This is a genomic window from Mesorhizobium sp. M1252, from assembly GCF_040318265.1.
Classification (GTDB): domain Bacteria; phylum Pseudomonadota; class Alphaproteobacteria; order Rhizobiales; family Rhizobiaceae; genus Mesorhizobium.
This window is the reverse complement of record NZ_JAMYLX010000002.1, coordinates 267109-292902: the sequence shown is the minus strand read 5'-3', so window position 1 is coordinate 292902 and position 25794 is coordinate 267109. Positions and strand designations below refer to the sequence as shown.

21 protein-coding genes are annotated in these 25794 nt (G+C 63.6%); 9 read left to right on the top strand and 12 right to left on the bottom strand.

Features of this window, described 5'->3' with window-relative positions; all coding sequences use genetic code 11:
• Positions 1 to 70: 70 nt before the first annotated feature.
• Positions 71 to 634 (top strand): ActR/PrrA/RegA family redox response regulator transcription factor, encoded by a 564-nt coding sequence (locus NKH22_RS04940; RefSeq protein ID WP_023672848.1) that lies wholly within the window; start codon positions 71 to 73, stop codon positions 632 to 634.
• Positions 635 to 993: 359 nt separating this feature from the next.
• Complete coding sequence (gene nhaA, locus NKH22_RS04935) at positions 994 to 2181, top strand: Na+/H+ antiporter NhaA (protein WP_352909055.1); 1188 nt, start codon at positions 994 to 996, stop codon at positions 2179 to 2181.
• 53 nt (positions 2182 to 2234) lie between these two features.
• Here the strand turns inward: nhaA and NKH22_RS04930 are convergent, their stop codons facing one another.
• From NKH22_RS04930 to cueR, 3 genes are all read right to left on the bottom strand, one after another.
• Positions 2235 to 2735, bottom strand: coding sequence for an MmcB family DNA repair protein (locus NKH22_RS04930; RefSeq protein WP_023692665.1), 501 nt, complete (start codon positions 2733 to 2735; stop codon positions 2235 to 2237).
• 563 nt (positions 2736 to 3298) lie between these two features.
• Positions 3299 to 3469 carry a hypothetical protein gene (locus NKH22_RS04925; protein ID WP_023685143.1) on the bottom strand — a complete coding sequence of 57 codons (171 nt, stop codon included), beginning with the start codon at positions 3467 to 3469 and terminating at the stop codon, positions 3299 to 3301.
• A gap of 290 nt (positions 3470 to 3759) precedes the next feature.
• On the bottom strand, positions 3760 to 4176 hold the full coding sequence (cueR, locus tag NKH22_RS04920) for a Cu(I)-responsive transcriptional regulator (protein ID WP_023698939.1): 417 nt from the start codon (positions 4174 to 4176) through the stop codon (positions 3760 to 3762).
• A 238-nt stretch (positions 4177 to 4414) separates the two neighbouring features.
• On the opposite strand from cueR, the gene NKH22_RS04915 reads away from it, so the two are divergent.
• Entirely contained in the window at positions 4415 to 5032 is a 618-nt protein-coding gene (locus NKH22_RS04915) for a L,D-transpeptidase (RefSeq protein WP_023692663.1), read from the top strand.
• A gap of 182 nt (positions 5033 to 5214) precedes the next feature.
• Here NKH22_RS04915 and NKH22_RS04910 read toward each other — a convergent pair whose 3' ends face one another.
• The 6 genes from NKH22_RS04910 to NKH22_RS04885 form a co-directional block, all read right to left on the bottom strand.
• Positions 5215 to 5784, bottom strand: a complete 570-nt coding sequence (locus tag NKH22_RS04910; protein WP_352534560.1) for a NifU family protein — start codon at positions 5782 to 5784, stop codon at positions 5215 to 5217.
• A 200-nt stretch (positions 5785 to 5984) separates the two neighbouring features.
• Positions 5985 to 6476, bottom strand: a complete 492-nt coding sequence (locus NKH22_RS04905) for a universal stress protein (RefSeq protein ID WP_023672856.1) — start codon at positions 6474 to 6476, stop codon at positions 5985 to 5987.
• A gap of 101 nt (positions 6477 to 6577) precedes the next feature.
• Positions 6578 to 7645 carry a tryptophan--tRNA ligase gene (gene trpS, locus NKH22_RS04900; RefSeq protein ID WP_352514575.1) on the bottom strand — a complete coding sequence of 356 codons (1068 nt, stop codon included), beginning with the start codon at positions 7643 to 7645 and terminating at the stop codon, positions 6578 to 6580.
• 172 nt (positions 7646 to 7817) lie between these two features.
• The gene (gene murJ, locus NKH22_RS04895) at positions 7818 to 9425 is read right to left on the bottom strand and encodes a murein biosynthesis integral membrane protein MurJ (RefSeq protein ID WP_352651193.1); all 1608 of its coding nucleotides are present in this window, start codon (positions 9423 to 9425) and stop codon (positions 7818 to 7820) included.
• Positions 9426 to 9501: 76 nt separating this feature from the next.
• Positions 9502 to 12297: a [protein-PII] uridylyltransferase gene (locus NKH22_RS04890; protein ID WP_352909052.1), complete on the bottom strand. Its 2796-nt coding sequence runs from the start codon at positions 12295 to 12297 to the stop codon at positions 9502 to 9504.
• A gap of 33 nt (positions 12298 to 12330) precedes the next feature.
• Complete coding sequence (locus NKH22_RS04885) at positions 12331 to 13173, bottom strand: glycosyltransferase family 25 protein (protein WP_352909051.1); 843 nt, start codon at positions 13171 to 13173, stop codon at positions 12331 to 12333.
• A 176-nt stretch (positions 13174 to 13349) separates the two neighbouring features.
• Here NKH22_RS04885 and NKH22_RS04880 point away from each other — a divergent pair, with 176 nt between their 5' ends.
• The 4 genes from NKH22_RS04880 (at position 13350) to NKH22_RS04865 (ending at position 18039) form a co-directional block, all read left to right on the top strand.
• Entirely contained in the window at positions 13350 to 15863 is a 2514-nt protein-coding gene (locus NKH22_RS04880) for a heavy metal translocating P-type ATPase (RefSeq protein WP_352909050.1), read from the top strand.
• Positions 15864 to 15906: 43 nt separating this feature from the next.
• Complete coding sequence (gene copM / locus NKH22_RS04875; protein WP_352909049.1) at positions 15907 to 16290, top strand: CopM family metallochaperone; 384 nt, start codon at positions 15907 to 15909, stop codon at positions 16288 to 16290.
• A gap of 92 nt (positions 16291 to 16382) precedes the next feature.
• Positions 16383 to 17228, top strand: coding sequence for an aldo/keto reductase (locus NKH22_RS04870; RefSeq protein ID WP_352909048.1), 846 nt, complete (start codon positions 16383 to 16385; stop codon positions 17226 to 17228).
• A 52-nt stretch (positions 17229 to 17280) separates the two neighbouring features.
• Positions 17281 to 18039 carry an MBL fold metallo-hydrolase gene (locus tag NKH22_RS04865; protein ID WP_352909047.1) on the top strand — a complete coding sequence of 253 codons (759 nt, stop codon included), beginning with the start codon at positions 17281 to 17283 and terminating at the stop codon, positions 18037 to 18039.
• A gap of 4 nt (positions 18040 to 18043) precedes the next feature.
• Here the strand turns inward: NKH22_RS04865 and NKH22_RS04860 are convergent, their stop codons facing one another.
• The 3 genes from NKH22_RS04860 to mutS form a co-directional block, all read right to left on the bottom strand.
• The gene (locus NKH22_RS04860; RefSeq protein WP_023698949.1) at positions 18044 to 18598 is read right to left on the bottom strand and encodes a TetR/AcrR family transcriptional regulator; all 555 of its coding nucleotides are present in this window, start codon (positions 18596 to 18598) and stop codon (positions 18044 to 18046) included.
• A gap of 66 nt (positions 18599 to 18664) precedes the next feature.
• A complete protein-coding gene (locus NKH22_RS04855) occupies positions 18665 to 19129 on the bottom strand; it encodes a nuclear transport factor 2 family protein (protein WP_352909045.1) in 465 nt (154 codons plus the stop codon).
• Positions 19130 to 19202: 73 nt separating this feature from the next.
• Entirely contained in the window at positions 19203 to 21932 is a 2730-nt protein-coding gene (gene mutS, locus NKH22_RS04850; RefSeq protein ID WP_352909043.1) for a DNA mismatch repair protein MutS, read from the bottom strand.
• 165 nt (positions 21933 to 22097) lie between these two features.
• Between mutS and NKH22_RS04845 the strand changes: the two genes are divergently transcribed.
• Both NKH22_RS04845 and NKH22_RS04840 read left to right on the top strand, forming a co-directional pair.
• On the top strand, positions 22098 to 23315 hold the full coding sequence (locus tag NKH22_RS04845) for a glycosyltransferase family protein (protein WP_352909042.1): 1218 nt from the start codon (positions 22098 to 22100) through the stop codon (positions 23313 to 23315).
• Positions 23316 to 23421: 106 nt separating this feature from the next.
• Positions 23422 to 25701, top strand: coding sequence for an NADP-dependent malic enzyme (locus NKH22_RS04840; protein ID WP_352807692.1), 2280 nt, complete (start codon positions 23422 to 23424; stop codon positions 25699 to 25701).
• The last annotated feature ends 93 nt before the right edge of the window (positions 25702 to 25794 follow it).

Here is a 25794-nt window from a genome sequence, read left to right as displayed (position 1 = left end):
GGCAAAATTGGACAATGGCGTTCAGGAACTATATCTGCGTAAAATTAAGGCAGCAGGATTTTTTAAGATAATGACTGGCGAAGAAGCAATTGGCGCAATGGTCGAAGGCGAGGACACCTCGCTGCTCATCGTCGACGATGACAAGCCGTTCCTGACGCGGCTGGCCCGCGCCATGGAAACCAGGGGTTTCGTGGTCGAGACGGCCGAGAGCGTCGAGGAGGCGGTGGCCAAGGCGCGCGCCCATCCGCCGGCCTATGCGGTGGTCGACATGCGGCTCGGCGACGGCAACGGCCTCGACGTCGTCGCCGCCATCCGCGAGAAGCGCGACGATGCCCGCACCGTCATCCTCACCGGCTACGGCAACATCGCCACCGCGGTGACCGCGGTGAAGCTCGGCGCCATCGACTATCTGTCGAAGCCGGCTGACGCCGACGACGTGTTTGCAGCGCTCACCCGCACCGCCGGCGAACGCGCCGCCCCCCCGGAAAACCCGATGTCGGCCGACCGGGTGCGCTGGGAACACATCCAGCGCGTCTACGAAATGTGCGACCGCAACGTGTCGGAAACCGCGCGCCGGCTCAACATGCATCGCCGCACGCTGCAGCGGATACTCGCCAAGCGCGCACCACGCTGAGGTTCACGCGCCGGCGGCGCCGGCCGCCAATTGCCGAACCTCAGCGCTGCCCCTCACCTGCCTGCCGGCATCCTCTCCCCGTATAGAGACGGGGAGAGGGGCGCTCTCATCGCCGGTTTCGCCAATCGCCGGCGTTGCAGGAGACGACGGCGAGGCTGAAGCTGCTGTCCAGCCGATAGATGGGTAACACTTTGAACCGGATACATAGGTGACACTTCTCTCCCCCTATGCGTCCGCCGCAGCGCCAAGCGGATTGGTTGGGGCGGCGCCAACGCTGGAAACAGTTGCGCTTGCCGTGCCATCGACCTTTGCCCATCATCGGCAATAACGCCGCCGGAAAACCCGGCAACGGAGCACAGATGCGCGACAAGCAGCCGAAATCCATCCTTCGCGAATTCCTCGACGGCGAGGCGGCGGGGGGCATCATCCTGATGATTGCGGCAGCCCTTGCGCTGATCGTCGCCAATTCACCATTGGCCGAAACCTATTTCGCCGCTCTCCACGCCTATCTCGGCCCGCTCAGCGTGTCGCACTGGATCAACGATGGGCTGATGGCGGTGTTCTTCCTGCTGGTCGGCCTCGAGATCAAGCGCGAGATGCTCGACGGCCAGCTCTCGACCTGGCCGCGCCGCGTGCTGCCAGGCGTCGCCGCCGCCGGCGGCATGCTGGTTCCCGCACTGGTCTATGTCGCCATCAACCGCAACAACGCCGCCGCGCTCTCCGGCTGGGCGATCCCGACCGCCACCGATATCGCCTTTGCGCTCGGCGTACTGTCGCTGCTCGGCAACCGCGTGCCGGCGTCGCTCAAGATATTTCTCACCGCGCTCGCCATCATCGACGATCTCGGCGCCGTCATCATCATCGCCATCTTCTACACAAGCGGCCTGTCGCTGGCCTATCTCGGTGCGGCCTTCGCCGTCATCGCGGTGCTCATCGTGCTCAACCGCATGCGGGTGACGAGGCTGACGCCTTACCTCGTGCTCGGCGCCGTGCTGTGGGTGCTCGTGCTGAAATCGGGTGTGCATGCGACGCTGGCCGGCGTGGCGCTGGCGCTCACCATTCCGCTGAAAACTTCTCCCGGCAGCGGGCACGATCTCGACCATTCGCCGCTGCACCGGTTGGAGCACGGCCTGCACAAGATCGTGCCGTTCTTCGTCATCCCGATTTTCGGCTTTGCCAATGCCGGCGTGTCGCTGGCCGGCCTCAGCGCCTCTGCCCTGGTCGAGCCGCTGACGCTCGGCGTTGCCGCCGGCCTGGTGCTGGGCAAGCTGGCCGGCGTCTTCGGCTCCTCGGCGCTGGCGATCCGGCTCGGCTTCGCCGACCTGCCGGTCAATGCCGGCTGGCTGCACATGATCGGCATTTCGCTGCTCTGCGGCATCGGCTTCACCATGAGCCTGTTCATCGGCCTGCTCGCCTTCGCCAACGACATGGCGCTGCAGGACGCCGTCAAGGTCGGCATCCTGGCGGGGTCCTTCGTTGCAGCGCTGCTGGGTGCCGCCGTGCTCCTGATGGCGCCGGCGGCAGGGGTGGAGGAGGTGGTGGAGTAGGTGTTCTTGGGTTCCTCGCCCCCGCAAAGCGGGGCGAGGAACTTGAGCTTCGTCTACTCGCTCTCTCCCGCCAGCGCCGGCACCGCCACACCCGCCAGTTCCGCCGCCAGCAGCCGCGCCGCACCCGCCCGTGCGATGCGCAGCATCAGCGCCTTGCGCGTTGCCGCCGCCATCCGGTGCTCGGGCGCATCGCGCAGAATCTCGGCGCCGTAGCCGTCGGAGAGGATGAAGCCGCATTCCTCGGGGAAGATCTCCGATGGCACGCCCGGATGGGTGGCGAAGAAGAAGCGGTCGGAGTGCAGCCGGTAGTCAGGCCATTTGCGGTCGACGCGGAAATCCTCGATCGAGGATTTGACCTCGATGATCCAGATATCGCCCTGCCGGGTCAGCGCCACAAGGTCGGCGCGCCGCCCGGTGGCCAGCGACAGTTCGGGCAGCACATGCATGCCCATTTGCATCAACAGCCTCTGCACGCCGCGCCGCACCAGCATGGCGCGTTCGGACTGGCGGCCGTCGATGAGGGGATTGAGGGGAATCGGCGAAATGATCGGCATGGCACCCACCATGCCAGATTTTGTTCACGGTTTGAACCCATGTTGGGCAAGATCCGATTGACAAATTCCGCCAGATAGGAATATAATCCTGCTACGGTTGATGATCCGAGAGGCATGTCACGTCATGGGCCAGGCGCTACGGGAAGTACTGCGGACAATACTGCGTTGGATCGAATCTCTGATCGGTGTCATCTCCGCGTTTGTGAGAAGCGGGATGGCCGAAAAGGTCCTGAAGTCTCGGATGAGCGAGGTCCGGCCGCTTATGTCACTGCCCGAAGCGGCCTTGTCTTCGCCCGGCCTAAGCCCGCCATATCATCAAAAATCGAGGCAGTCAGGGCCTGTTATCGCCGCGGCAAGCGTGGGCCAGTTATGCAGAGGGCCCATGTCCCGCAACAGCCGTTGCACGCCACGCCGCACCAGCATAGCGCGTTCCGACTGGCGGCTATCAGGGCGGATGCATACGAAACCTTGTAAATGACCAAGCCGTATACGAAACGACGACTCGTAAGCGTTAGGCGGAATTTGGTTCCGAAATTGGTAACTTCCCTACGGCTGGGTAGCTCCTAGAGCCATTTGATGGCTCCCAGGATCAGCACGACAATAACTGCCATCACTAATTCCAGACCAGGCCTGACCTGCGCACGAAGTTGCGGTGAAAACCGGCATGCCAGCAGGACGCCAAGCCCGCCACCGAGCGGCGTTAGAACCTTGTCGATAAACTCAACGGCATTCATGTCTTGACCCCCAAACCCAAGCGCGAGACTAGCAGGGCCAAGGTCGTGAGCAAATGGGTTTGTCAACCATGTATTGATCCGCAGCGGCCCTATGTCGTGCCGATCGACTTCCGTTCTTAGCTATAAATCGGCCGGACTAAGGTCTTACGTCGTGAGCGCAAAGGTCTGATGTAACCGCTTTGGTTCCGTTCTTGTCCATTGGACGTTCCGTAATTTTAGCCAAATGAGATATAGACCTTTGGAGGTTTTTCTTGCGCGTCCGGCGCCCAGTCTATCCCGGCGCCCGTGCTTCAAACCGTGGCCCGCCTGTCTGCGGCCTGCGCAGCCCCCGCAATGTCATCCAAAATCGGGCAATCCGGCCGGTCGTCACCATGGCAGGCCTGGATCAGCGTCTGCAAGGTCGTGCGCATCGACTGCAGCTCGCGCACCTTTTCCTCGATGGCGCTCACATGGGCGGCGGCAATCTCGCGCACATCGTGGCTGGCGCGGCTGCGGTCCCGGTAGAGCGCCATCAGCTGCCGGCAATCGTCGATTGAAAAGCCGAGGTTGCGAGCGCGGCGCAGGAAGGCTAGCCGATGGATGTCGTCGCTGGAATAATCGCGATAGCCATTGCCGGCGCGCTCCGGGGCGATCAGGCCGATCTCTTCATAGTAGCGGATGGTCTTGGCCGGCAGGCCGGACCGCGCCGCGGCATCGCCTACATTCATTGTGATTCCTCGATGTGGTTCCCTGATTCTAGGCTATCCGACAGGGCCGCCCATTGTTTTTCCTTCACAATCCCGTGAGTCCTGTTGCCGAAATGCCATAGTTGACGGCTTACCGGCACGTAAGCTCCTGCATATAGGCATCGCGCGCTTGGCAAGCAAAGCAAATGCCAGCATGAATGATTTCAGGAAAAGCGGCCGTAACGTGTCGCGACATCTTGGCGGGGCATCGGACCATTTCATGCGCATGAAGTCATTTGCAATCGTCGCCGCACTTGCGTTGTCGGCCGCGATCTCGGGTTGCAGCACGATCGGCTCGCAACTGTTCACCAACAACTACGGTTCGGTGAACGATGCAGGCTACCAACTGCCGCGCATCCCGATCGAGAGGGTGCCGCTGAAGTACCACCGGCAAGAGGTGAACTACGACACCTCGGAAAAGCCGGGCACCATTGTCGTCGATACCCAGAACAAGTTTCTCTACTTCGTCGAAGGCGACGGCCGGGCGATCCGCTACGGGATCGGCGTCGGCCGCGAAGGCTTTGAATGGCACGGGACCGCCCATATCGCGCTGAAGCGCGAATGGCCTACCTGGACGCCGCCGCGGCAGATGATCCAGCGCCAGCCGGAGCTAGCGAAGTTCGCGAGCGGCATGGAGCCGGGCCTGAAGAACCCGCTCGGCGCGCGCGCCATGTATCTGTTCAACAAGGGCGGTGATATGGGCTACCGCCTGCACGGCAGTCCGGAATGGAATTCGATCGGCAAGGCGATGTCGTCAGGCTGCATCCGGCTGATGAACCAGGACATCATCGACCTCTACGACCGCACGTCGGTCGGTGCCAAGGTCATCGTGATGTAGGACCATGATCCGGAACCGAGGTCCACGAAAGCGAAAAGTGGAACCGGTTTTCGGGAAGATCATGGTCAAAATAGGCGTTACCCTTCGTACGCGGACCGTCTAGGCAACAACGGACGTCCAAAACAGAAAACCGGGCAATCTGGCCCGGTTTTTTGTTGCTCGCTCGAATGCGTGAAGGGGTCTTAGGAGACCTGCTCGACCTGCTGTACTTCCGGCACGAAGTGGCGGAGCAGGTTCTGGATGCCGTGCTTCAGCGTCGCCGTCGAGGACGGGCAGCCGGCGCAGGCGCCCTTCATGTGCAGGAACACGGTGCCGTTCTCGAAGCCGCGGAAGGTGATGTCGCCGCCATCCTGGGCAACCGCCGGGCGCACCCTGGTGTCGAGCAGTTCCTTGATGGTGATGACCAGTTGCTCATCGGCCTTGTCGTAGAATTCGCCGGTCTGGCTGGTCTCGGCGGCGGGGCCGGCGTTGATCATCACGGGCGCGCCCGACATGAAATGCTCCATGATGGCGCCCAGGATCGCCGGCTTCAGGTGCTGCCAGTCCGGGCCGTCCTTGGTCACGGTGATGAAGTCATAGCCGAAGAAGACGCCGGTCACGCCGGGGATCTCGAACAGCCGGCCGGCCAGCGGCGATGCGCTGGCTGCACTGTCGGCGTCGCGGAAATCGGCGGTGCCTTCAACAAGGACTTCCTTGCCGGGCAGGAACTTCAGCGTTGCCGGGTTCGGCGTCGATTCGGTCTGGATGAACATGGCCGTCTCCGTGCCCCAGTCGGGCAGCTAGTTTGGAATAGTTCTAAATAGGCTCAATCGGCTGGACATTCAAGCGAAACGCGTCGCTCAAAACGGCTGGCTGGCGGAATGTTTTTGCTGGCTGGGAATGAATCCCGCGCGGGCTATAAATCCAGATCGTGATGTTATCCGAAACCGCTTCACACTTCCGGCATCACTCTCTATGCGAGGCTGTCGATCTCCTCGTCAGACAGGTTCTGCGGCACCACTGTGACCGGAATAGGGAAGGCGGCGCCCTTGCCGGCAACAGCCCCCACCAGCGGCCCGGGTCCTTCCTTGCCGGCACCTGCCGCCAGCACCAGGATGGCGATGTCCTGGTCTTCCTCGATCAGCTTGTGGATCTCTTCGGTCGGCTTGCCTTCGCGCACCACCATCTCGGGCTCGATGCCAAGCTTCTGGCGCACCTTGTTGGCGTAGCCGTCGAGTGCCGCGCGTGCCGTGGCATTGGCTTCCTCGCGCATGATCTTCTCGACGCCCAGCCAGTGCTGAAAGTCGTCCGGTGTGATGATGTAGAGCAGCACCAGCGTGCCGCTGGTGCTCTGCGCCCGCTTGGAGGCGTAGGCGACGGCGCGCTCGCACTCCGGCGTGTCGTCGATGATCGTCAGGAATTTCCTGCGATGGCCGGCTTCGCGACTGAGGCGTTTGGAGACCATGTCTATCTACTCGATGTTTTCGGCCGCAATCTGCCACCGCGGCAGACCGGCGGCAAGCCGCCGGCCTTGGGCCAGAATGGTGCGGTGCACTGACGGTAGGATCAGCCCTGCAACAGGCCTATAATGTCGCGTACCGTCTTCATGGTGGTCTCAGCCAGCGCGCCGGCGCGTTCGCCGCCGTCTCTCAACACCGCGTCGACATAGGCGCGGTCGCCCTCGATACGGCGCATCTCGCCGGCGATCGGCGCCAGTTTTTCCACGGCAAGGTCGGCGAGCGCCGGCTTGAACACGGAAAACTGCTGGCCGCCGAATTCCTTCAGCACGTCCGCCTTCGACATCTCGGCCAGCCCTGCATAGATGCCGACCAGGTTTTCCGCTTCCGGGCGGCTTTCCAGGCCGTCGACTTCGCTTGGCAACGCTTCCGGGTCGGTCTTGGCCTTGCGGATCTTCTTCGAGATGGTGTCGGCATCGTCGGTCAAATTGATGCGCGACAGGTCGGACGGGTCCGACTTCGACATTTTCTTCGAACCGTCGCGCAGGCTCATGATGCGCGCCGCCGGCCCGCCGATCACCGGTTCGGTTATCGGGAAGAACCCGTTTACCGTCTCTTCGCCGACCTGCATCTCGACGCCGACGCCAAGACTGGCGATGCGGCTCGAAAAATCATTATTGAACTTTTGCGCGATGTCGCGGGTCAGCTCCAGATGCTGCTTTTGGTCCTCGCCCACCGGCACATGGGTGGCGCGGTAGAGCAGGATGTCGGCCGCCATCAGTGAGGGATAGGCTAGCAGGCCCAGCGAGGCATTTTCGCGGTCCTTGCCGGCCTTGTCCTTGAACTGCGTCATCTTGTTCATCCAGCCGATGCGCGCCACGCAGTTGAAGATCCAGGCAAGCTCGGCATGCTGCATCACCCGCGACTGGTTGAAGACGATGTGCTTCTTCGGGTCGATGCCGGAGGCAAGGAAGGCGGCGGTGATCGAGCGGGTCTGGTCGGCGAGGTCGTCATGGACGAGTTGTGCCGTCAGCGAATGCAGGTCGACGACGCAATAGATGCAGTCGGACGTTTCCTGCAGGGCGACGAATTTCTTGATGGCGCCGAGATAGTTGCCGAGATGCAGATTGCCGGTCGGCTGTACCCCGGAAAAGACGAGCTGTTTGAAGGCGGTCATGGGTTCCTCATGGCTTGTGGAGGGCCGTATAAGCGTGATTCCGAAAAGTTGCAGACTTTTCGGAGCCAATCACGCGGCTGGAAACCACGCGCGGCGAAAGTCTTGCGACGGCGCGCTTATGGACGAAGGGGCGGAGAGGATCAAGACCGGTGTTGCTGTTAGCTCGCCCGGACTATTCGTCCAGATCGGCGTTTGGCGCTGGCGCCGCTGCCTTGCTCGAGCCGCGTTTCACATTGCGCCGGATCATTCCGAAATCGGCGCCGCCGGTGGCGAAAGCCGTGACGAAGTAGAGCAGCGCCCCGCCGGCCACCAATGAGAGAAGCGTCACGGCCTTGATCACCAGTGGCGAGCCGGGGCCGAGCCTGACGGCCAGCCAATGCTCGGCGAAATAGAGTGCTGTCGCCATCACCGCCGCCGACAGCACAAGACGCGGAATGCGCTTCAACAGCGGCACGTCGCGGCCCCAATGGCCACGTCGGATCAGCACCGCAAGCAGCATCACCGCGTTGACCCAGCCGGCGACGGCCGAGGCCACCGCAATGCCGGGCGCGCCCATTTTCGGGAACAGCGTCAGCGCGGTGATCACGTTCACGCCGACCGAGATGGCGGCGAACATCATCGGCGTGCGCGTGTCCTCGCGGGCGAAATAGCCGGGAGTGAAAGCCTTGATCAGCACGAAGGCCGGCAGGCCGAGGCCAAAGATCGCCAGGATTGCGGCCACTGTCGGCGTCGAGCCGTTGGCGGCGAAGGCGCCGCGCTCATAGACCAGCCGCACGATCGGCTCCGCCATCACCCACAGTGCCGCCGCCGCCGGCAAGGTCATGAACAGGGTGAACTCGACCGAGCGGTTCTGCAGATTGGCCGCCTCGACCAGATTGCCCGATTTCAGCGCCCGCGACAGCTCCGGCAACAGCACGATGGCCACCGCGACGCCGACGACGCCGAGCGGCAGCTGGTAGATGCGGTCGGCGTAAGCAAGCGAGGACACGGCGCTGTCCTGCGCCGACGCGATCGCCGTGCCGATCAGCTGGTTGATCTGGGTGATGCCGCCGGTGATCGCCGCCGGCAGCGCCAGGATCAGCAGGCGCTTGACGTTGGGCGTCATCTTCGGCCGGCGAAAGCCGATGGCGATGCCGGCATTGCGCACCGCCACCCAGACGATGGCAAGCTGCACCAGCCCCGCCGCCAGCACGCCCCAGGACAGGCTGAAACCGACCTCACGGGCATCCATGCCGTGGTACCAGGCGTAGCCGAGCACGCTGATCAGGATGATGTTGAGGAAAGCCGGCGCCACGGCAGCCGCGAAATAGCGGCGCAGCGAATTCAGCATGCCGGCCATCATCGCTGCGAGCGACATGCAGATGAGATACGGGAACATGATCGTCGCCAGCAGGACGGTCGTCTCGAATTTGCCCGGCGTGTCGGCAAAACCCGGCGCCACGAGATAGCGCACGATCAGCGGCATCGCCAATTCCATGACGATGGTCAGCGCCAGAAGTGCGGTGAACAGGACGCCGAACACTTCCTCCGAAAAGCGCTTGGCGCCGTCGGTGCCGTGGGTCTCGATCTCCTTGGCAAACAGCGGCACGAAGGCGGCGTTGAAGGCGCCTTCGGCAAACAGCCGGCGAAACGTGTTTGGAAACTGGAAGGCGGCGTTGAAGGCGTCCGCCACCGGCCCGGTGCCGAGTGCGGCAGCCATCAGCATCTCGCGGCCAAAGCCAAGGGCGCGGCTCATCAGCGTGCCGGACGCAACCGTGGCGAATTTCTTGACGAGGCTCATGCGCGGGGAGATTGCCTGGATGATTGGGACAAAGGGGATGATTGGGACAAAGGGGGTGATTGGGACAAAGTGATGGTCACTCGGCCGCCGCCTTGGCCTTGCCGCCGCGCTCTGGGACAACGCCTTCAAGCGCCGCGATCAGCCTGGCGTGGATGGTGGCGGTGCGTGCCGGGTTGTCGATCTTCTGCCCCGTAAGGTCGGTGACATAGAAAGTGTCGATCACCTTCTCGCCGAAGGTGGTGATGTGAGCCGAGGCGATGTCGAGCGAGAGATCGGACAACGCACTGGTGATTTCCGACAACAGCCCAGGCCGGTCCAGGCCCTCGACCTCGATCACCGAAAACCGGTTCGACAGCGTGTTGCGGATTTCGGCGCGCGGCGGAATCTTGAACACCTTGGCGCCGCGCCGCGGCCGGGTGCGCTTCTCGATCATCTCCGGCAGCCAGCTCTTGCCCGACAGCACGTCCTCGATCAGCCGGCCGACGCGCTGGGCGCGACGGCGCTCATCCTCATCGCGGTCGAATTCCCGTGAGATCAGGATGATGTCCAGCGCGCGGCCGTCGGACGTGGTGAAGATCTGCGCGTCGACGATGTTGCCGCCGGCGCCGGCACAGGCGCCGGCAATAACCGAAAGCAGGCGCGGATGATCCTGCGCCAGCACGGTGATCTCGGTCACCGCCTCGAATTGGTGCGTCCTGACCACGGTGGCGAGCTTCTTGCCTGCCGCGTCGGCTTCGCGGATGAATTCGGCATGACGCAGCTGATCGGGGAGGTCGACCGTCAGCAGATAGTTCTCGTAATGCAGGCCGACATAGCGCTTGCGGGCCTTGTCCGGCCAATCGGCTAGCGCCTCGGCTAGCCGCTCGCGCGCCGCCGCCGTCCGCTTGGCGCGCGACACTTCCGAGAAGCCGCCGGTCAAAAGCAGTTCGGTCTCGTAGTAGAGCGTGCGCAGGAGCTGGCCCTTCCAGCCGTTCCACACGCCCGGCCCGACACCCCTGATGTCGCAGACGGTCAGGATCAACAGCATTTTCAGCCGCTCGACCGATTGCACGATCGAGGCGAAATCCTCGATCGTCTTGCGGTCGTTGAGGTCGCGCGTCTGCGCCGTCATCGACATCACGAGATGGTTCTCGACCAGCCAGGCGACTGTCTCGGTGTCGGCCGCCGACAGCCCCATATGCGGGCAGATGCGGCGCGCGATCCGGGCGCCGGCCTCTGAGTGATCCTCCGGCCGGCCCTTGGCGATGTCGTGCAGCAGCACCGCGACATAGAGCGCCTCGCGGCTCTTCTCTAGCCCCGGCATCAGCGTGTGCGAGAGCGGATGCACCTTTTCGCCGTCGCCGCGCTCGATCTCGGCCAAGACGCCGATGCAGCGGATCAGGTGCTCGTCCACCGTATAGTGGTGGTACATCGAGAACTGCATCATGGCGACTATTCTGCCGAAATCGGGGATCAGCCTGCCGAGCAGGCCGGCCTCGTTCATGCGCCGCAAATTAAGCTCGGCATTGCGGTCCGAGGTCAGGATGTCGAGGAACAGCCGGTTGGCCTCCTCGTCGCGCCGCAGCGACTTGTTGACCAGACCGAGCGAGCGGGTGAGCAGCTTCAGCGCATCGGGATGGAACTCCAGCCCGTGCTTGTCGGCGAACCAGAACAGCCTGAGCAGATTGACCGGGTCGCGCTCGAACACGCTGTCGTCGGCGACGTTGATGCGGTGATTGTCGACAATGAAGTCCGACGTGCCTGCCAGCTTGCGCTTGCGGCGCTGGAAGGTGAGGAAGATGCGGTTGAAGCCGGGCACATGCTTGGCCTGCTCTTCCTCGAGCGCGGCGCAGAAGATGCGGGTGAGGTCGCCGACATCCTTGGCGACGAGGAAGTAATGCTTCATGAAGCGCTCGACCGCCGACAGACCGGGATGGGTGGTGTAGCCGAGACGTTCGGCAATCTCGCGCTGGATGTCGAAATGCAGCCGTTCCTCGGCCTTGCCGGTGAGGAAATGCATGTGGCAGCGCACCGCCCAGAGGAAATCCTCGGCCTTGAGGAATTCCCGGTATTCGGCCTCGGTGAACACAGCCTTGTCGACCAATTCCTCGCCGGTGCGCACGCGATAAAAATACTTGGCGATCCAGAACAGCGTCTGCAAATCGCGCAGGCCGCCCTTGCCGTCCTTGACGTTGGGCTCGACCAGATAGCGGCTTTCGCCGGCCTTGGCATGGCGATCGTCGCGTTCGGCGAGCTTGGCCTGCACATATTCCGGTCCGGTGGTGCGCACCACTTCATGGTCGAAGCGGGTGAGCAATTCGTCGAAGAGCTTCTGTTCGCCCCACAGGAACCGCGCTTCCAGGATCGTGGTGCGGATGGTGATATCGCTGCGCGACAGCCTGAGACACTCGTCGATGTTGCGGGTGGCGTGGCCAACCTTCAACCCGAGGTCCCACAGCATATAGAGCATATATTCGACGATCTGTTCGCCCCACGGCGTCTGCTTGTAGGGCAGCAGGAACAACAGGTCGGTGTCGGAGCCCGGCGCCAGCGTGCCGCGGCCATAGCCGCCGACGGCAACGACCGCCATGCGCTCTGCGGTCGAGGGGCTTTTCACCCGGTAGACGTGGGTCGCGGCGAACTCGTAGAGGGCGCGGATGATCTCGTCCATCAGATGCGACAGCCGGGCGGCGCAGGCCGTGCCGCTGCCATCGTCCATCAGCATGCGCTCGGCAACCTTGCGGCCCTCGGTCAGCCGATCCTTCAGCAGCCGGAGCGCACCGACGCGCGCGCCGGGCTCGATGCCGCTGGCCGCCGAGATCAGCGCCGTCATGTCGCGGCGCAAAGCCTCGCTGTCGATCAGCGCGTCGAGCTTGAGGGAGATTTTTGCCATGGATTGCCGGTGGGCCTCGCCTTTGCGCGGCGTCTATAGCGCGTTTTCACGGCGCTGTGTATGGGGCGGACGGACGCGTCGGCCGCGATACCAGAAAGGGATGATCATCTCGCGCCGGAGCCGGAAGAGATCGGCGATCTGCCGCGTCAACCGCCTGGTCTCGATCCTTACCTTGGCGGTGATTGGCCTGGGGCGCCGTTTACCTATCCCGCTTGCCACCCATTCCTCTGTTCGCTCCTGCTTGAGCAGGCTTGGCAATCTCACCGGACTGTCGCCGAGGAATTGTGCCTGCAGGCACAATGCTGGGACGAGTTGGTAAATGACCTTGTCGGACGAGGTCGCAAAACGCGGATTGAAGACGAGGTGATCGACGGGAATGCTGATCTCATTCGTTGCCGCAAGAAGGTCCTGCGCGGCCTGTCTGGACAGGATGTATCCCGCCGTACCGATATGGAGCCCGTGCAGTCTGCTCGCAGAAAAACCGTGGCCGCAGGCAACTTGCTTGCGTGAAATTACGGTCCGGTTGAAGAACGTTTCAAGCTTGACGATGTCCGCATCGGCGGGAATCCAGCCCGCATCGGCAAGTAAAGCGCCGGCTTTGTCCGGGAAAACGACATCGTCCTCGAAAATCGCCGCGTAAGCATCCTCACCTGCAGCGATCATCGACCAACACTGTTGGTGGCTGAGCAGGCATGCAATCTCGGCGTCGGCCAGACGCAAATGCTTCTTGCCCTGCGGCATTTCGGCCAGATCCGGCCGATCTCGCGCATCGATGGCGGCGACCCGCTCAAACGCGATGCCGATGCGGGCGAACTCCGCCGTTACATGGGCGAGGCGATCGCGGGACCGATCGAGATTGATAATCAGGCATTTCATTTGGGTGGGATCGATGCAGTGGGACGCGCGTCCATAGCATGGGAACAAAGTTGCGTAAGCGATTTTCCCTCGATGTGCGCGATGACGGCCACGATCGAAAAGTGGAAATCGCCCCTTGACCTTCCAGTTACTGGAAGCACTACCTCCTCACCCAGACAGATATAAGGCACTTTTCGATGGCGCATTCCGAGCATCACCACCACGCGCACGCGGCCGATGGCAACTGCTGTACGGCAAAGGCTGCTGAGCCGGCCGCCGAAGCCGCGGTGCGCGATCCGGTCTGCGGCATGAGCGTCGATCCGGCAGCCGGCAAGCCGACGGCCGAGCATGGCGGCCGTCTTTTTCACTTCTGTAGCGAGGGTTGCCGTACGAAATTCGTCGCCGGGCCTGAAAAATACCTGACCGCCACCGACCCCGTCTGTGGCATGAGTGTCGACCGCGCTACCGCCAGGCATTTTTTCCGCCACGAAGGCCAGGGTTTCTATTTCTGCTCGGCCGGCTGCCGGGCGAAGTTCGAGGCCGAGCCGCAAAACTATCTCGGCGATAGGCCGACGCCGTCGCCAGTGCCGAAAGGCACTCAATACACCTGCCCGATGCACCCCGAAGTGATAAGAGACAAGCCCGGCTCCTGCCCGATCTGCGGCATGGCGCTTGAGCCGATGGGCGTTCCCACTGGCGATGAGGGCCCGAACCCCGAACTGGTAGACTTCACCAGACGGTTCTGGGTCAGCGCGGTGCTGTCCCTGCCGCTGCTGATCGTTGCCATGGCGCCGATGCTCGGCCTGACGTTCCAGGCGTTTGTCGACGGGCGAACGATGGTCTGGCTGGAATTGGCGCTGGCCAGCCCGGTGGTGCTGTGGGCGGCCTTCCCCTTCTTCCACCGCGGCTGGGAGTCGCTGGTCAACCGCAGCCCCAATATGTGGACGCTGATTTCGCTGGGTGTGGGTGCGGCCTACCTCTACAGCGTCGTCGCCGCACTGTTTCCGGACATCTTTCCGCATCAGTTCCGCGGTCATGGCGGCACAGTGCCGGTCTATTTCGAGGCAGCCGCCGTTATCGTCGCGCTGGTATTCCTCGGTCAGGTCCTCGAATTGCGGGCGCGCGAGAAGACCGGCTCGGCCATCCGTGCGCTGATCGACCTGGCGCCGAAGACGGCACGGCTGATCGGGGAGGACGGCTCCGAGACCGACGTGCCGCTCGATGCGGTCAAGACCGGCGACCACCTGCGCCTCCGTCCGGGCGACGCCGTGCCGGTCGACGGCATTGTAACGGAAGGCCGTTCCTCCATCGACGAATCGATGATCTCGGGCGAGCCGCTGCCGGTCGAAAAAACGAAAGGCGATGCCTTGACCGGCGGCACGCTCAACAAGAACGGTTCGCTGATCATGCGCGCCGAAAAGGTCGGCTCCGAAACGACGCTTTCGCGCATCGTCGAGCTGGTCGCAAAGGCGCAGCGTTCGCGCGCGCCGATTCAAGGTCTGGCCGATCGCGTCTCCTTCTACTTCGTGCCGGCCGTCGTGCTGGTCGCGCTCGCGGCCTTTGCCGCCTGGGCGATCTTCGGTCCCGAACCCAGCTTGATCTTTGCCATCGTCTCGGCGGTCTCGGTGCTGATCATCGCCTGCCCCTGCGCGCTCGGCCTGGCGACGCCGATGTCGATCATGACCGCCACCGGGCGCGGGGCGCACGCGGGCGTGCTGATCAAGGACGCGGCCGCGCTCGAGCGCTTCGCTTCGGTCGACACGTTGATCGTCGACAAGACCGGCACCTTGACCGAAGGCAAGCCTCGCTTGACCGATGTCGTCGCTGCCGAAGGCCTGTCCGAGAATGAATTGCTGGCGCTCGCCGCCGGCCTGGAAAAAGGCTCGGAGCATCCGCTGGCCGAGGCCATTGTCGGCGGCGCCGGCGAACGCGGCCTGACGCTCGTTGAGGCCGGCGGCTTCGACGCCGTCACCGGCAAGGGCGTATCCGGCACGGTGTCTGGCAGGAAGGTTTCGCTCGGCAACGCCGCCATGATGGCCGATGTCGGCATCGACACCGCTTCCCTGTCGGCCAGGGCCGAGGCGCTGCAGGCAGAAGGCAAGACGGCGATGTTCGTTGCGGTGGACAAAAAACTGGCCGGCATTGTCGCGGTCGCCGATCCGGTCAAGGCAACGACAGCCGAGGCGATCAGGGCGCTGCACGACAGAGGCTTGCGGATCATCATGGCGACCGGCGACAATGAACGCACGGCGCGCGCCATCGCCAAAAGCCTTGGCATTGACGAGGTGCGCGCCGGCCTTCTGCCGGAACAAAAGGCCGCCCTTGTCGAGGAGTTGCGTGCGAAAGGTGCCGGCGTCGCCATGGCCGGGGACGGCGTCAACGATGCGCCGGCCTTGGCCAGCGCCGATGTCGGCATCGCCATGGGCACCGGCGCCGATGTCGCTGTCGAGAGCGCCGGCATTACGCTGGTCAAGGGCGATCTCAACGGCATCGTCAGGGCGCGAACGCTCGCCCAGGGGACGATCCGCAACATCCGCCAGAATCTGTTCTTCGCCTTCCTCTACAATGTGCTTGGCGTGCCGGTTGCCGCCGGCGTGCTCTATCCGCTCACCGGCACGCTTTTGTCGCCGATGCTGGCGGCGGCGGCCATGAGCCTGTCTTCGGTTTCGGTCATCGCCAACGCATTGCGGCTGCGGACGTTGAAACTCTGAGCAAAGCCCCCAGATACGAATTTCAATCAACAGGAGATCATGGATGACCTTGGCTAAGAAAATCGTGCTTTTGATGATGGCGGCGGGAATGCTGCTTGCCGGTTTCCTCGAAAGCGTCCCGGCGCAATCCGAAGAGATGAAACACGACATGGGCGCGATGGGCGCGCAAGGTCCTTCGACCGACGGCTACAAGGCGGCGATGGACAAGATGCACACCGACATGATGATCGAATATTCCGGCAATGCCGATGTCGATTTCGTGCGCGGCATGATCCCGCATCATCGGGGCGCGATCGACATGGCCAAGGTGGAACTCGCCAATGGCAAGAATCCCGAAATCCGCAAGCTGGCCGAAGATGTCATCGCCGCGCAGGAAGCCGAGATCGCCAAGATGCAGGCCTGGCTCGCCGCCCATCCGGCGAAGTAAGGCAGCAACGGCCATGCCGGAGAGATCCATTCTGGATTTCTCTCCGTGGTTGTGATGCCATTCACATCGATTACACGGCGCCAGGAGCCCACATGCCATCGACGATAAGAGCCACCACGCTGCCTTCGGGCGAGGCCGTCCAGGTGCTGGGACAGGGCACATGGAAGATGGGCGAAGATTCCCGCCGCCGCGCCGGGGAGGTCAATGCCCTGAAGCTCGGGCTGGACCTCGGCATGACGTTGATCGACACCGCTGAAATGTATGCCAGCGGCGGCGCCGAGGAGGTGGTGGCGGAAGCCATTGCCGGGCGTCGCGACGAACTCTTTCTTGTCTCCAAGGTATTGCCGTCCAATGCCTCGCGCGCCGGCGTGGCGCGGGCCTGCGAAAACAGCTTGAAGCGCCTGCGCACCGACCGCATCGATCTCTATCTCCTGCATTGGCCGGGCAGTGTGCCTCTAGGCGAAACGGTCGACGCTTTCGAGGCGTTGAAGAAGGCCGGCAAGATCCGTCACTGGGGCGTCAGCAATTTCGACACCGACGAAATGGAGGAGCTGACCGGCCTGTCGTCTGGAGATCATGTCCAGACCAACCAGGTACTCTACAATCTGTCGCGGCGCGGCCCCGAATTCGATCTCGCACCGTGGAGCCGGCAGCGCGGCATCCCGCTGATGGCCTATTCGCCGGTCGAGCAGGGCGCGCTGGCGCGCAATTCCAGGCTGGAAACCATCGCCGCCCGCCACAACGCCACGGCAGCACAGATCGCGCTTGCCTGGGTGATGGCGCAGCCCGGTGTCATCGCCATCCCGAAGGCGAGTAGCCAGGAGCATGTCCGCCAGAATTTTGCCGCGCTCGACATCGAGCTGACGGCCGAAGACCTCGCCGAACTCGACCGCGCCTTTCCACCGCCGACGCGCAAGCGCGGGCTGGAGATGATCTAGATTGGAACGGGTTTCGGCCGGGTATCATCATACGGCGTATAGAGTCGGAGCCATGACGGTCACGTCGCTGCGCGACGGTTACGTCGACATGCCAATCAGGCGGCTGCGCCAGCCCGGAGACCGGACATTCGGTGACAACCTGCCCTCGCATGTACCGCTCGTCGACGGTGCGCTCAGGCTGTCGGTCAACGCCTTCGCCATCGATGACGGCGACGACATCACGCTGATCGACACAGGGGCTTCGAACGCCTGGCACCCGACAATGGGGCACCTGCCCGAGGCGCTGCGCGAGGCGAAGATCGCCACCGAGCGGATTCGGACTGTTGCTTTCACCCACACCCATCTCGACCATATACACGGGCTCATCCTTGCCGATGGTGGCGACGGCTTCCCGCAGCTCTCTCGGCTGCTTGTCCCGCGCGCTGAGCTCGGCATGTTTCGCGACGTGGCGAGGCTGGAACGCTTCCACGATCGCGCCCAGCCTCTCGATGCTGGACAGCGCGTCAGCGCTGACATCGATACGATCGGCTCCGCTGGCCATGAAGCCGGCCACACTTGCTTTCGCGTTGTGAGCGCAGGCGAAACACTGTTGATCTGGGGCGACATCGTACATGTGCCGTCGCTTCAATTCGATCGACCCGAGATCACGTGGGAATTCGACGCAGACCAGCAGCAGGCGAGGGCAAGCCGGTTGCAAATGCTGGCGCTTGCGGCCAACAACGACTGCTACGTCGCCGGCGCGCATCTTGAATCGCCCGGCGTCGGCCGGGTTTTTCGAACCGAGACGGCTTTCCGCTTCGAGCCCTTGTAGCACTCTAGCCGAGCGCCGCCCGCGCCCGTCGCAACGCGCGCGAAAACACTGCGGTGTCGTCGAAGGCGCGCGCCAGCGTGAGCGCGCCCTGGATGGCGCCGACCGTCTCTTCGGCGAGTTCATCCGCCTTGGCCGGGTCGTGTCCGGCGCGCGTCAGCGCTTCGGCAAGATGCGCCACCCAGCGGCCGAAGTAGCTTTTGATCGCGATGGCGAAGAGGTCGCGGGATTCATCCAGCGCGAAGGCGCCGATCAGGCATACCCGGCGTCCCGAGCGGAAATAGCTGTCGGTCGCTTCGAACATCCGGTCGATGCCCGTGCGAGGGTCGGCCCTGTCCTGCAACGGCACGAAGACATTCTCCTCGAACCAGCCATCTATATGGGCAATGACAGCCGCCGCCATCTCTTCCTTGCCGCCGGGGAAGAAGTGGTAAAGGCTGCCTTTGCCTAGGCCGGTCGCCGCACCGATCCGCGCCAGGCTCGCCCCTTCATAGCCGTGTTCGCGGAAAACCTCGCCGATGATGGAGAGCAAATCGGCGCGATCGGGCGCGACCCTGCGCATGCGCTAGTTTTTCCGCTTGAGCATGATCTTTGCCGAAAACCGCGACACAGCTCTAGGGATCATACTCTAAAGTCCGAGTTCGGACAGGCCGGGATGGTCGTCCGGCCGGCGGCCGAGCGACCAGTGATATTTGCGCTCACCCTCAGCGATCGGCAGGTCGTTGATGCTGGCGACGCGCCTACGCATCAGTCCATCCGCGTCAAATTCCCAATTCTCGTTGCCGTAGGAGCGGAACCAGTGGCCGCTGTCGTCGCGCCATTCATAGGCAAAGCGCACCGCGATGCGGTTGTCGTTCCAGGTCCAGACCTCCTTGATCAGCCGGTAGTCCAGCTCGCGCGCCCATTTGCGCGTGAGGAAGGAGACGATCTCATTTCTGCCCGAGACGAACTCGGCGCGGTTGCGCCAGGTGCTGTCTTGCGTATAGGCGAGCGAAACCCGTTCGGGATCGCGGCTGTTCCAGGCGTCTTCGGCCATGCGCGCCTTCTGCGCGGCGGTCTCGGCGGTGAAGGGCGGCAGCGGCGGACGGCTCATGTCATTCTCCCATCGGCAAAGGCGATGGCGAGCATTGTACCAATCGGTACAATTGGTCAAGGCTGAAATCGGACTAGGTTTTTCCCGCGAGCCCCTTCAGCCGGTAGAGTGCTTCCAGCGCCTCGCGCGGCGTCATCTCGTCTGGATTGATCTCGCCCAGCGCTGCGCCCAGTGCGTCGCTCTTCGCAGGCTTTGCCGCTTCCCGCTTCATTGCCACCGAAAACAGCGGCAGATCGTCGACCAGCCGGTTGGCCTTGCCGGAGACATCGCCTTCCTCGAGCTGATGCAGCACCTCTTTGGCGCGGCCGACCACCGCTTCCGGCAGACCGGCAAGGCGAGCGACCTGAACGCCATAGGAGCGATCGGCGGCACCCTTGCCGACCTCGTGCAGGAAGACCACGTCGCCTTCCCACTCCTTGACCCGCATCGTGACATTGTGCAGTCGCGGCAGCTTGCCGGAGAGTGCCGTCATTTCGTGGAAATGAGTGGCGAAGATCGCCCGGCAGCGGTTCTTCTCGTGCAGATACTCGACTGCCGCCCAGGCGATCGACAGGCCATCGAACGTGGCGGTGCCGCGACCGATCTCGTCCAGGATCACCAGCGCCCGTTCGCCGGCCTGGTTGAGGATCGCCGCCGTCTCGACCATCTCGACCATGAAGGTCGAACGGCCGCGCGCCAGATCGTCCGAGGCGCCGACCCGCGAGAACAGCCGGTCGACAACGCCGATATGGGCCGACGTCGCCGGCACGAAGGAACCGGTTTGGGCGAGGATGGCGATCAGTGCGTTTTGCCGCAGGAAGGTCGACTTACCGCCCATATTCGGACCGGTGAGCAGCCAGATCGCGCCGGCCTTGGCCCCGTCTTGCGGCGACAGATCGCAATCATTGGCGACGAACGGCCCTTCGCCCGAGCGCCGCAGCGCCTGTTCCACCACCGGATGTCGTCCGCCCGAGATATCGAAGGCGAGGCTGGAATCGACCAGCGGCCGGCACCAGGCTTCACTCTCCGACAACAGCGCGAGCGCCGCCGACACGTCAAGTACGGCAAGCGCCTCGGCGCCGGCGCGAATTTTTTGCGCCTCGGCGACCGCCTCTGTCGTCAGCGTGTCGAAAGCGGCAAGCTCGATGCTCAGCGCCCGGTCGGCAGCATTGGCGATTTTGGTCTCGAGTTCGGCAAGTTCGGTCGTGGTGAAACGCATGGCGTTGGCCATGGTCTGGCGGTGGATGAAGCGCGCCTTGGCGCCGTCGCTTCCGGTCATGATCGAATGGTGGTTGGCCGTCACCTCGATGTAATAGCCCAGCACATTGTTGTGGCGGATTTTCAGCGAGCGGATGCCGGTCTCCTCGATCAGCGAGCGCTCCAGTCCGGCGATCACCTTGCGCGATTCGTCGCGCAGCGCCCGCATTTCGTCGAGCTCGGCATGGTAGCCGCCGCGCGCGAAGCCGCCGTCGCGCCTGAGCAGCGGCAGTTCCTCGCCAAGAGCCTGGGCCAGATGCTTGGCCAGCGCACGCGGCAGCGCCTTTATCGCGGCAAGTGCTTCCGTCAATTCATGGGGCAGCGCTGTTGCGGCGAAGATTTCGGCAATGGCGCCCGCCGCTTCAAAGCCGGCACGCAGCGAGCCGAGGTCGCGCGGGCCGCCGCGGTTGAGCGCCAACCGCGACAGCGCTCGCGGCATGTCGGCGACGCTCTTCAGGCTTGACCGCACCGCTTGGCAGAGCCGCGTCTCGGCGCGGAAGAACGATACCGAATCAAGCCGGGCAGCAATCGCCGCCGGATCGGTCAGCGGCGCCATCAGCCGGTCGGCGAGCAGTCTGGCGCCGCCGCCGGTGACCGTGCGGTCTATAGCCTTGAACAGCGAGCCGTCGCGGCTGCCCGACAGCGTGCGCAACAGTTCCAGATTGCCGCGTGTCGCAGGATCGATGAACAGCGTCGAGCCCTGCTCCTCGCGTTCGGGACGCGACAAAGGCGGCCGCTCGGCCTTCTGCGTCTTTTCGACGTAGGCGATGGCGCCCGAGATCGCCGACAATTCGGCTCGCGAGAAGGCACCGAAACTGTCAGGCGTCGCCACTTCGAAAAAGCGCGCGATCCGCGCCGCTGCCGAAGCCGAATCGAAAAGCGACGGCGGCTGCGGGCTGGCGACGCGGCCGATGACGTCGAACACCGGCTTCAGCTCGGGATCGTAAAACACCGGCTCGGCGACGATCAGCTCGCGCGGGTCGACGCGGAAGACATCGGCCAGCAGGCGGTCGGCCGTGGTTTCGGCGACGCGGAAGACGCCGGTCGAGATCTCGATCCAGGCCAGGGCGAAGGCGTCACCGCTGTTGCCGCCCTTCACCCGCCCTAGCGCCATCAGGAAGCTCGATTCCGACGGCGCCAGCAATTTATCCTCGGTGATGGTGCCTGGCGTCACCAGGCGCACCACGTCACGGCGTACGACCGATTTGCCGCCGCGCTTCCTGGCTTCCGCCGGGTCCTCGATCTGCTCGCAGACGGCAACGCGAAAACCTTGGCCGATCAGCTTTTGCAGATAGTCGTCGGCCGCATGCACCGGCACGCCGCACATCGGAATGTCATGGCCCTGATGCTTGCCGCGCTTGGTCAGGACGATGCCCAGCGCCCGACTCGCCTTCTCGGCGTCGTCGAAGAACAGCTCGTAAAAATCGCCCATGCGGTAGAACAGCAGCGAATCCGGGTTCGCCGCCTTGATCTCGATATATTGCTCCATCATCGGCGTGACGCTGCCGACGGGCGCAGGCGGTGTCACCTCGGGGGCGTCGGTTTCTGCTGAAGTGTGCATGTTCATCCCCGCACGCTAGCAGATGTGGGTGCGGGGTTTAATGCCGGCGGCCCGAAAAGCAGGGGACGACCGGCCTCGACGGCGGCTTGTGCTCCCTCTACGCCGGGTGAAGCCGTTGGTTGCTTCGGGCGCCAACCAGACCCTATGATCGCCATGGCGGGGATAAGCGGCATGGATGAGGACAAACAGGAGGCGTTCGAAGAGCTGGTCGGTCCGGCTGGATCGGCGCTTGAGCGCCTGCTGCTGTTGGCGGCGCGGCGCGTCCACCGTACCAAAAGCAAGCTTAGGGGGACAGTGCGCAAGCGCGTCCCCTTCCTCCTGCCGACACGGGGACCGCTGTCCGATCTCGATAGCGGCATCGAGATGTCGCTGCATGTGCTCAGCCGCGACCCGTTGGTGCTCTATGTCCCGATTGGCGGAGCCCGTCCGCTCTATCCACTGGCGGCCCTTGGCCGGCGCCTGGCGGGACGGCGCGTCACCTTCCTGACGATGCAGACCTGGACCATGGAGCGGCCGGCTGTCATCGCCCGGATGGGCCGCGATCTCGCCTGGTATGCCGGCCGGTTTCCGCTGCACGAAATCATCTTCCTGTGCAACACCGAGGAAGAGCGCCGTCTCGTCGCGGCTGCGGGCGGCAATGCCATCTTCTCCAACCACAATCTGATGGTGTCGGAGGATATATTCCGGCAGCTGCCGGACGTGCCGGTCGAATTCGACGCGGTCTACAATGGCCGCATCTCGCCGATCAAACGCCATCACCTGGCCTTCGACATAGAGCGGCTGGCCCACATCACCTATTCGATCGGCGAATTGCCGCCGGTTGCCGCCCGCGCCTTTGTTCGGCGACTGCAGGCGCGTTCGCCGCTCCACCAGATCGCCAATCCGCTCGTCGACGGCTGGCCGGGCAAGCTGACGGCGCAACAGGTCAACCACGTCTACAACCAGGCCGCCGTCGGGCTGTGCCTGTCGGCCGTGGAAGGAGCGATGTACTCCTCGATGGAATATCTGATGGCCGGCCTTCCGATCGTCAGTACGCCGAGCCTTGGCGGTCGCGACGTCTATTTCGATCCGGATTATTGCATCGTCGCCGATCCGGAACCGGCTGCCATTCGCCGCGCCGTCGAGACGCTGCGAGATCGTGCCATACCGCGTCAGCAGATCCGCCGCCGCACGCTGGAGAAGGTTCACGCCCAGCGCATCGAACTCATGGCGTTCCTGACTGCATTGCTGCGGCGCAAGGGAAGCCGTGCGCCACCCATCGAGACGTGGCCTTTCCCCGGCACAGACGGCATGATGCGGCGGGGAACGGTGCGCGAAATCGCTGCCTTCGTCAGCGAGCCAGAGCCGACGTGGCGCCGTTCGACTTCGGGAGATTCGCTGCGGGCGTGAAGATCGCTTGGCGATTTACAGCGGTGGCGTGTAGCCTTGATCCAGAAGTTTCAAAAACACGCACCCGTCTCAAGGGGGCGACACCGGCGAGGAAATCAAAAGCATCATGGCCAAGAAAACCGAAAATAGCGGCCCCTCCGTCAGCGCCGAGGAGGCGCTGGAATTCCACGCCATGGGCCGCCCCGGCAAGCTGGAGATCGTCGCCACCAAGGCGATGGCGACGCAGCGCGATCTGAGCCTCGCCTATTCGCCGGGTGTCGCGGTTCCTGTGCTGGCCATTGCCGAAGACCCCAGCCGCGCTTTCGACTACACGACGCGCGGCAACATGGTCGCCGTCATATCCAACGGCACCGCCATTCTCGGCCTCGGCAATCTCGGCGCGCTGGCCTCCAAGCCGGTTATGGAAGGCAAGGCGGTGCTGTTCAAGCGTTTCGCCGATGTCGACTCCATCGACCTCGAAGTCGACACCGAGGATGCCGACGAGTTCATCAATTGCGTGCGCTTTCTTGGGCCGTCTTTCGGCGGCATCAACCTGGAAGACATCAAGGCGCCGGAATGCTTCATCATCGAGCAGCGCCTGCGCGAACTGATGGACATCCCGGTCTTCCACGACGACCAGCACGGCACCGCCATCATCTCGGCCGCCGGGCTGATCAACGCGCTGGAGATCACCGGCCGCGACATGAAGACCACGAAAATGGTCTGCAACGGCGCCGGTGCGGCCGGTATCGCCTGCATCGAACTGATGAAGGCGATGGGCTTTGCCCCCGACAACATCATTCTGTGCGACACCAAGGGCGTCGTCTACCAGGGTCGCACCGAAGGCATGAACCAGTGGAAGTCGGCGCATGCGGTCAAGACCGACACGCGCAGCCTGGCCGAGGCGCTGGATGGCGCCGACGTCTTCCTCGGCCTGTCGGCCAAGGGCGCATTGACCACCGAGATGGTGCAGTCGATGGCCAAGAACCCGATCATCTTCGCCATGGCCAATCCCGACCCGGAGATCACGCCGGAGGAAGTGGCCGAAATCCGCACCGACGCCATCATGGCCACCGGGCGTTCCGACTACCCCAACCAGGTCAACAATGTGCTGGGCTTCCCCTACATCTTCCGCGGTGCGCTGGATGTCAGGGCCACCACCATCAATGACGACATGAAGATCGCCGCAGCGAGAGCGCTGGCCGACCTGGCGCGCAAGGACGTGCCCGACGATGTCGCCGCCGCCTATCAGGGCAACCGGCCGAAATTCGGCCCCAACTACATCATCCCGGTGCCGTTCGATCCGCGCCTGATCTCGGCCATCCCGCTCGCGGTGGCCAAGGCGGCGATGGAGTCGGGCGTCGCCCGCAAGCCTATCCTCGACCTCGACCGCTACGCGCAGGAGCTGTCGGCCCGCCGCGACCCGATCGCCTCGACCTTGCAGCGCATCTACGATCGCGTCCGCCGCCAGCCCAAGCGCATCGTCTTTGCCGAGGGCGAGGAAGAACAGGTGATGCGCGCCGCCGTCTCCTATGTGAACCAGAAGCTCGGCACCGCGATCCTGCTCGGCCGCGACGATGTCATCAAGGAAAACGCCAGGCACGCCGGCATCGACCTCAACAAGCAAGGCATCGAGATCATCAATGCCAGGCTGTCGCGCCGCAACGGCATCTATACCGATTATCTCTACGAGCGCATGCAGCGCAAAGGCTTCCTGTTCCGCGACTGCCAGCGGCTGATCAACAACGACCGCAACCATTTCGCTGCCTGCATGGTGGCGCTGGGCGATGCCGACGGCATCGTCACCGGCGTCACTCGCAACTATTCCACGGCACTTGACGATATCCGCCGCGTCATCGACGCCAAGCCCGGCCACCGCGTCATCGGTGTCTCGATCGTGCTCGCGCGGGGTAAGACAGTCCTCGTCGCCGACACCGCCGTGCACGATATGCCCAATGCCGAGCAGATCGCCGATATCGCCGAGGAGGCGGCGGGCTTCGCCCGCCGCATGGGCTACGAGCCGCGGCTCGCCATGCTGGCCTATTCGACCTTCGGCCACCCGCAGGGCGAACGCTCCGAGCGGGTGCAGGAAGCGGTGCGCATCCTCGACAAGCGCCGCGTCGATTTCGAATATGACGGCGAGATGGCCGCCGACGTTGCGTTGAACGCCCGTGCCATGGCGCAGTATCCGTTCATCCGGCTGACCGGCCCTGCCAATGTGCTGATCATGCCGGCGTTCCACTCGGCCTCTATCTCGACCAAGATGCTGCAGGAACTCGGCGGCTCCACCGTCATCGGCCCGCTGCTGGTCGGCTTGAACAAACCGGTCCAGATCGTCTCGCTCAACGCCAAGGATTCGGACATCGTCAACATGGCTGCGATCGCGGCCTATAGCGCGGGAGCCTGATTGGCGGCAAAATCGCCAACCCATAAGAGGTTGATAATATTCGGCTGCTATAGGGAACGTTCTCGCCCCCTATGGCCTTATGGCATTGGCGGC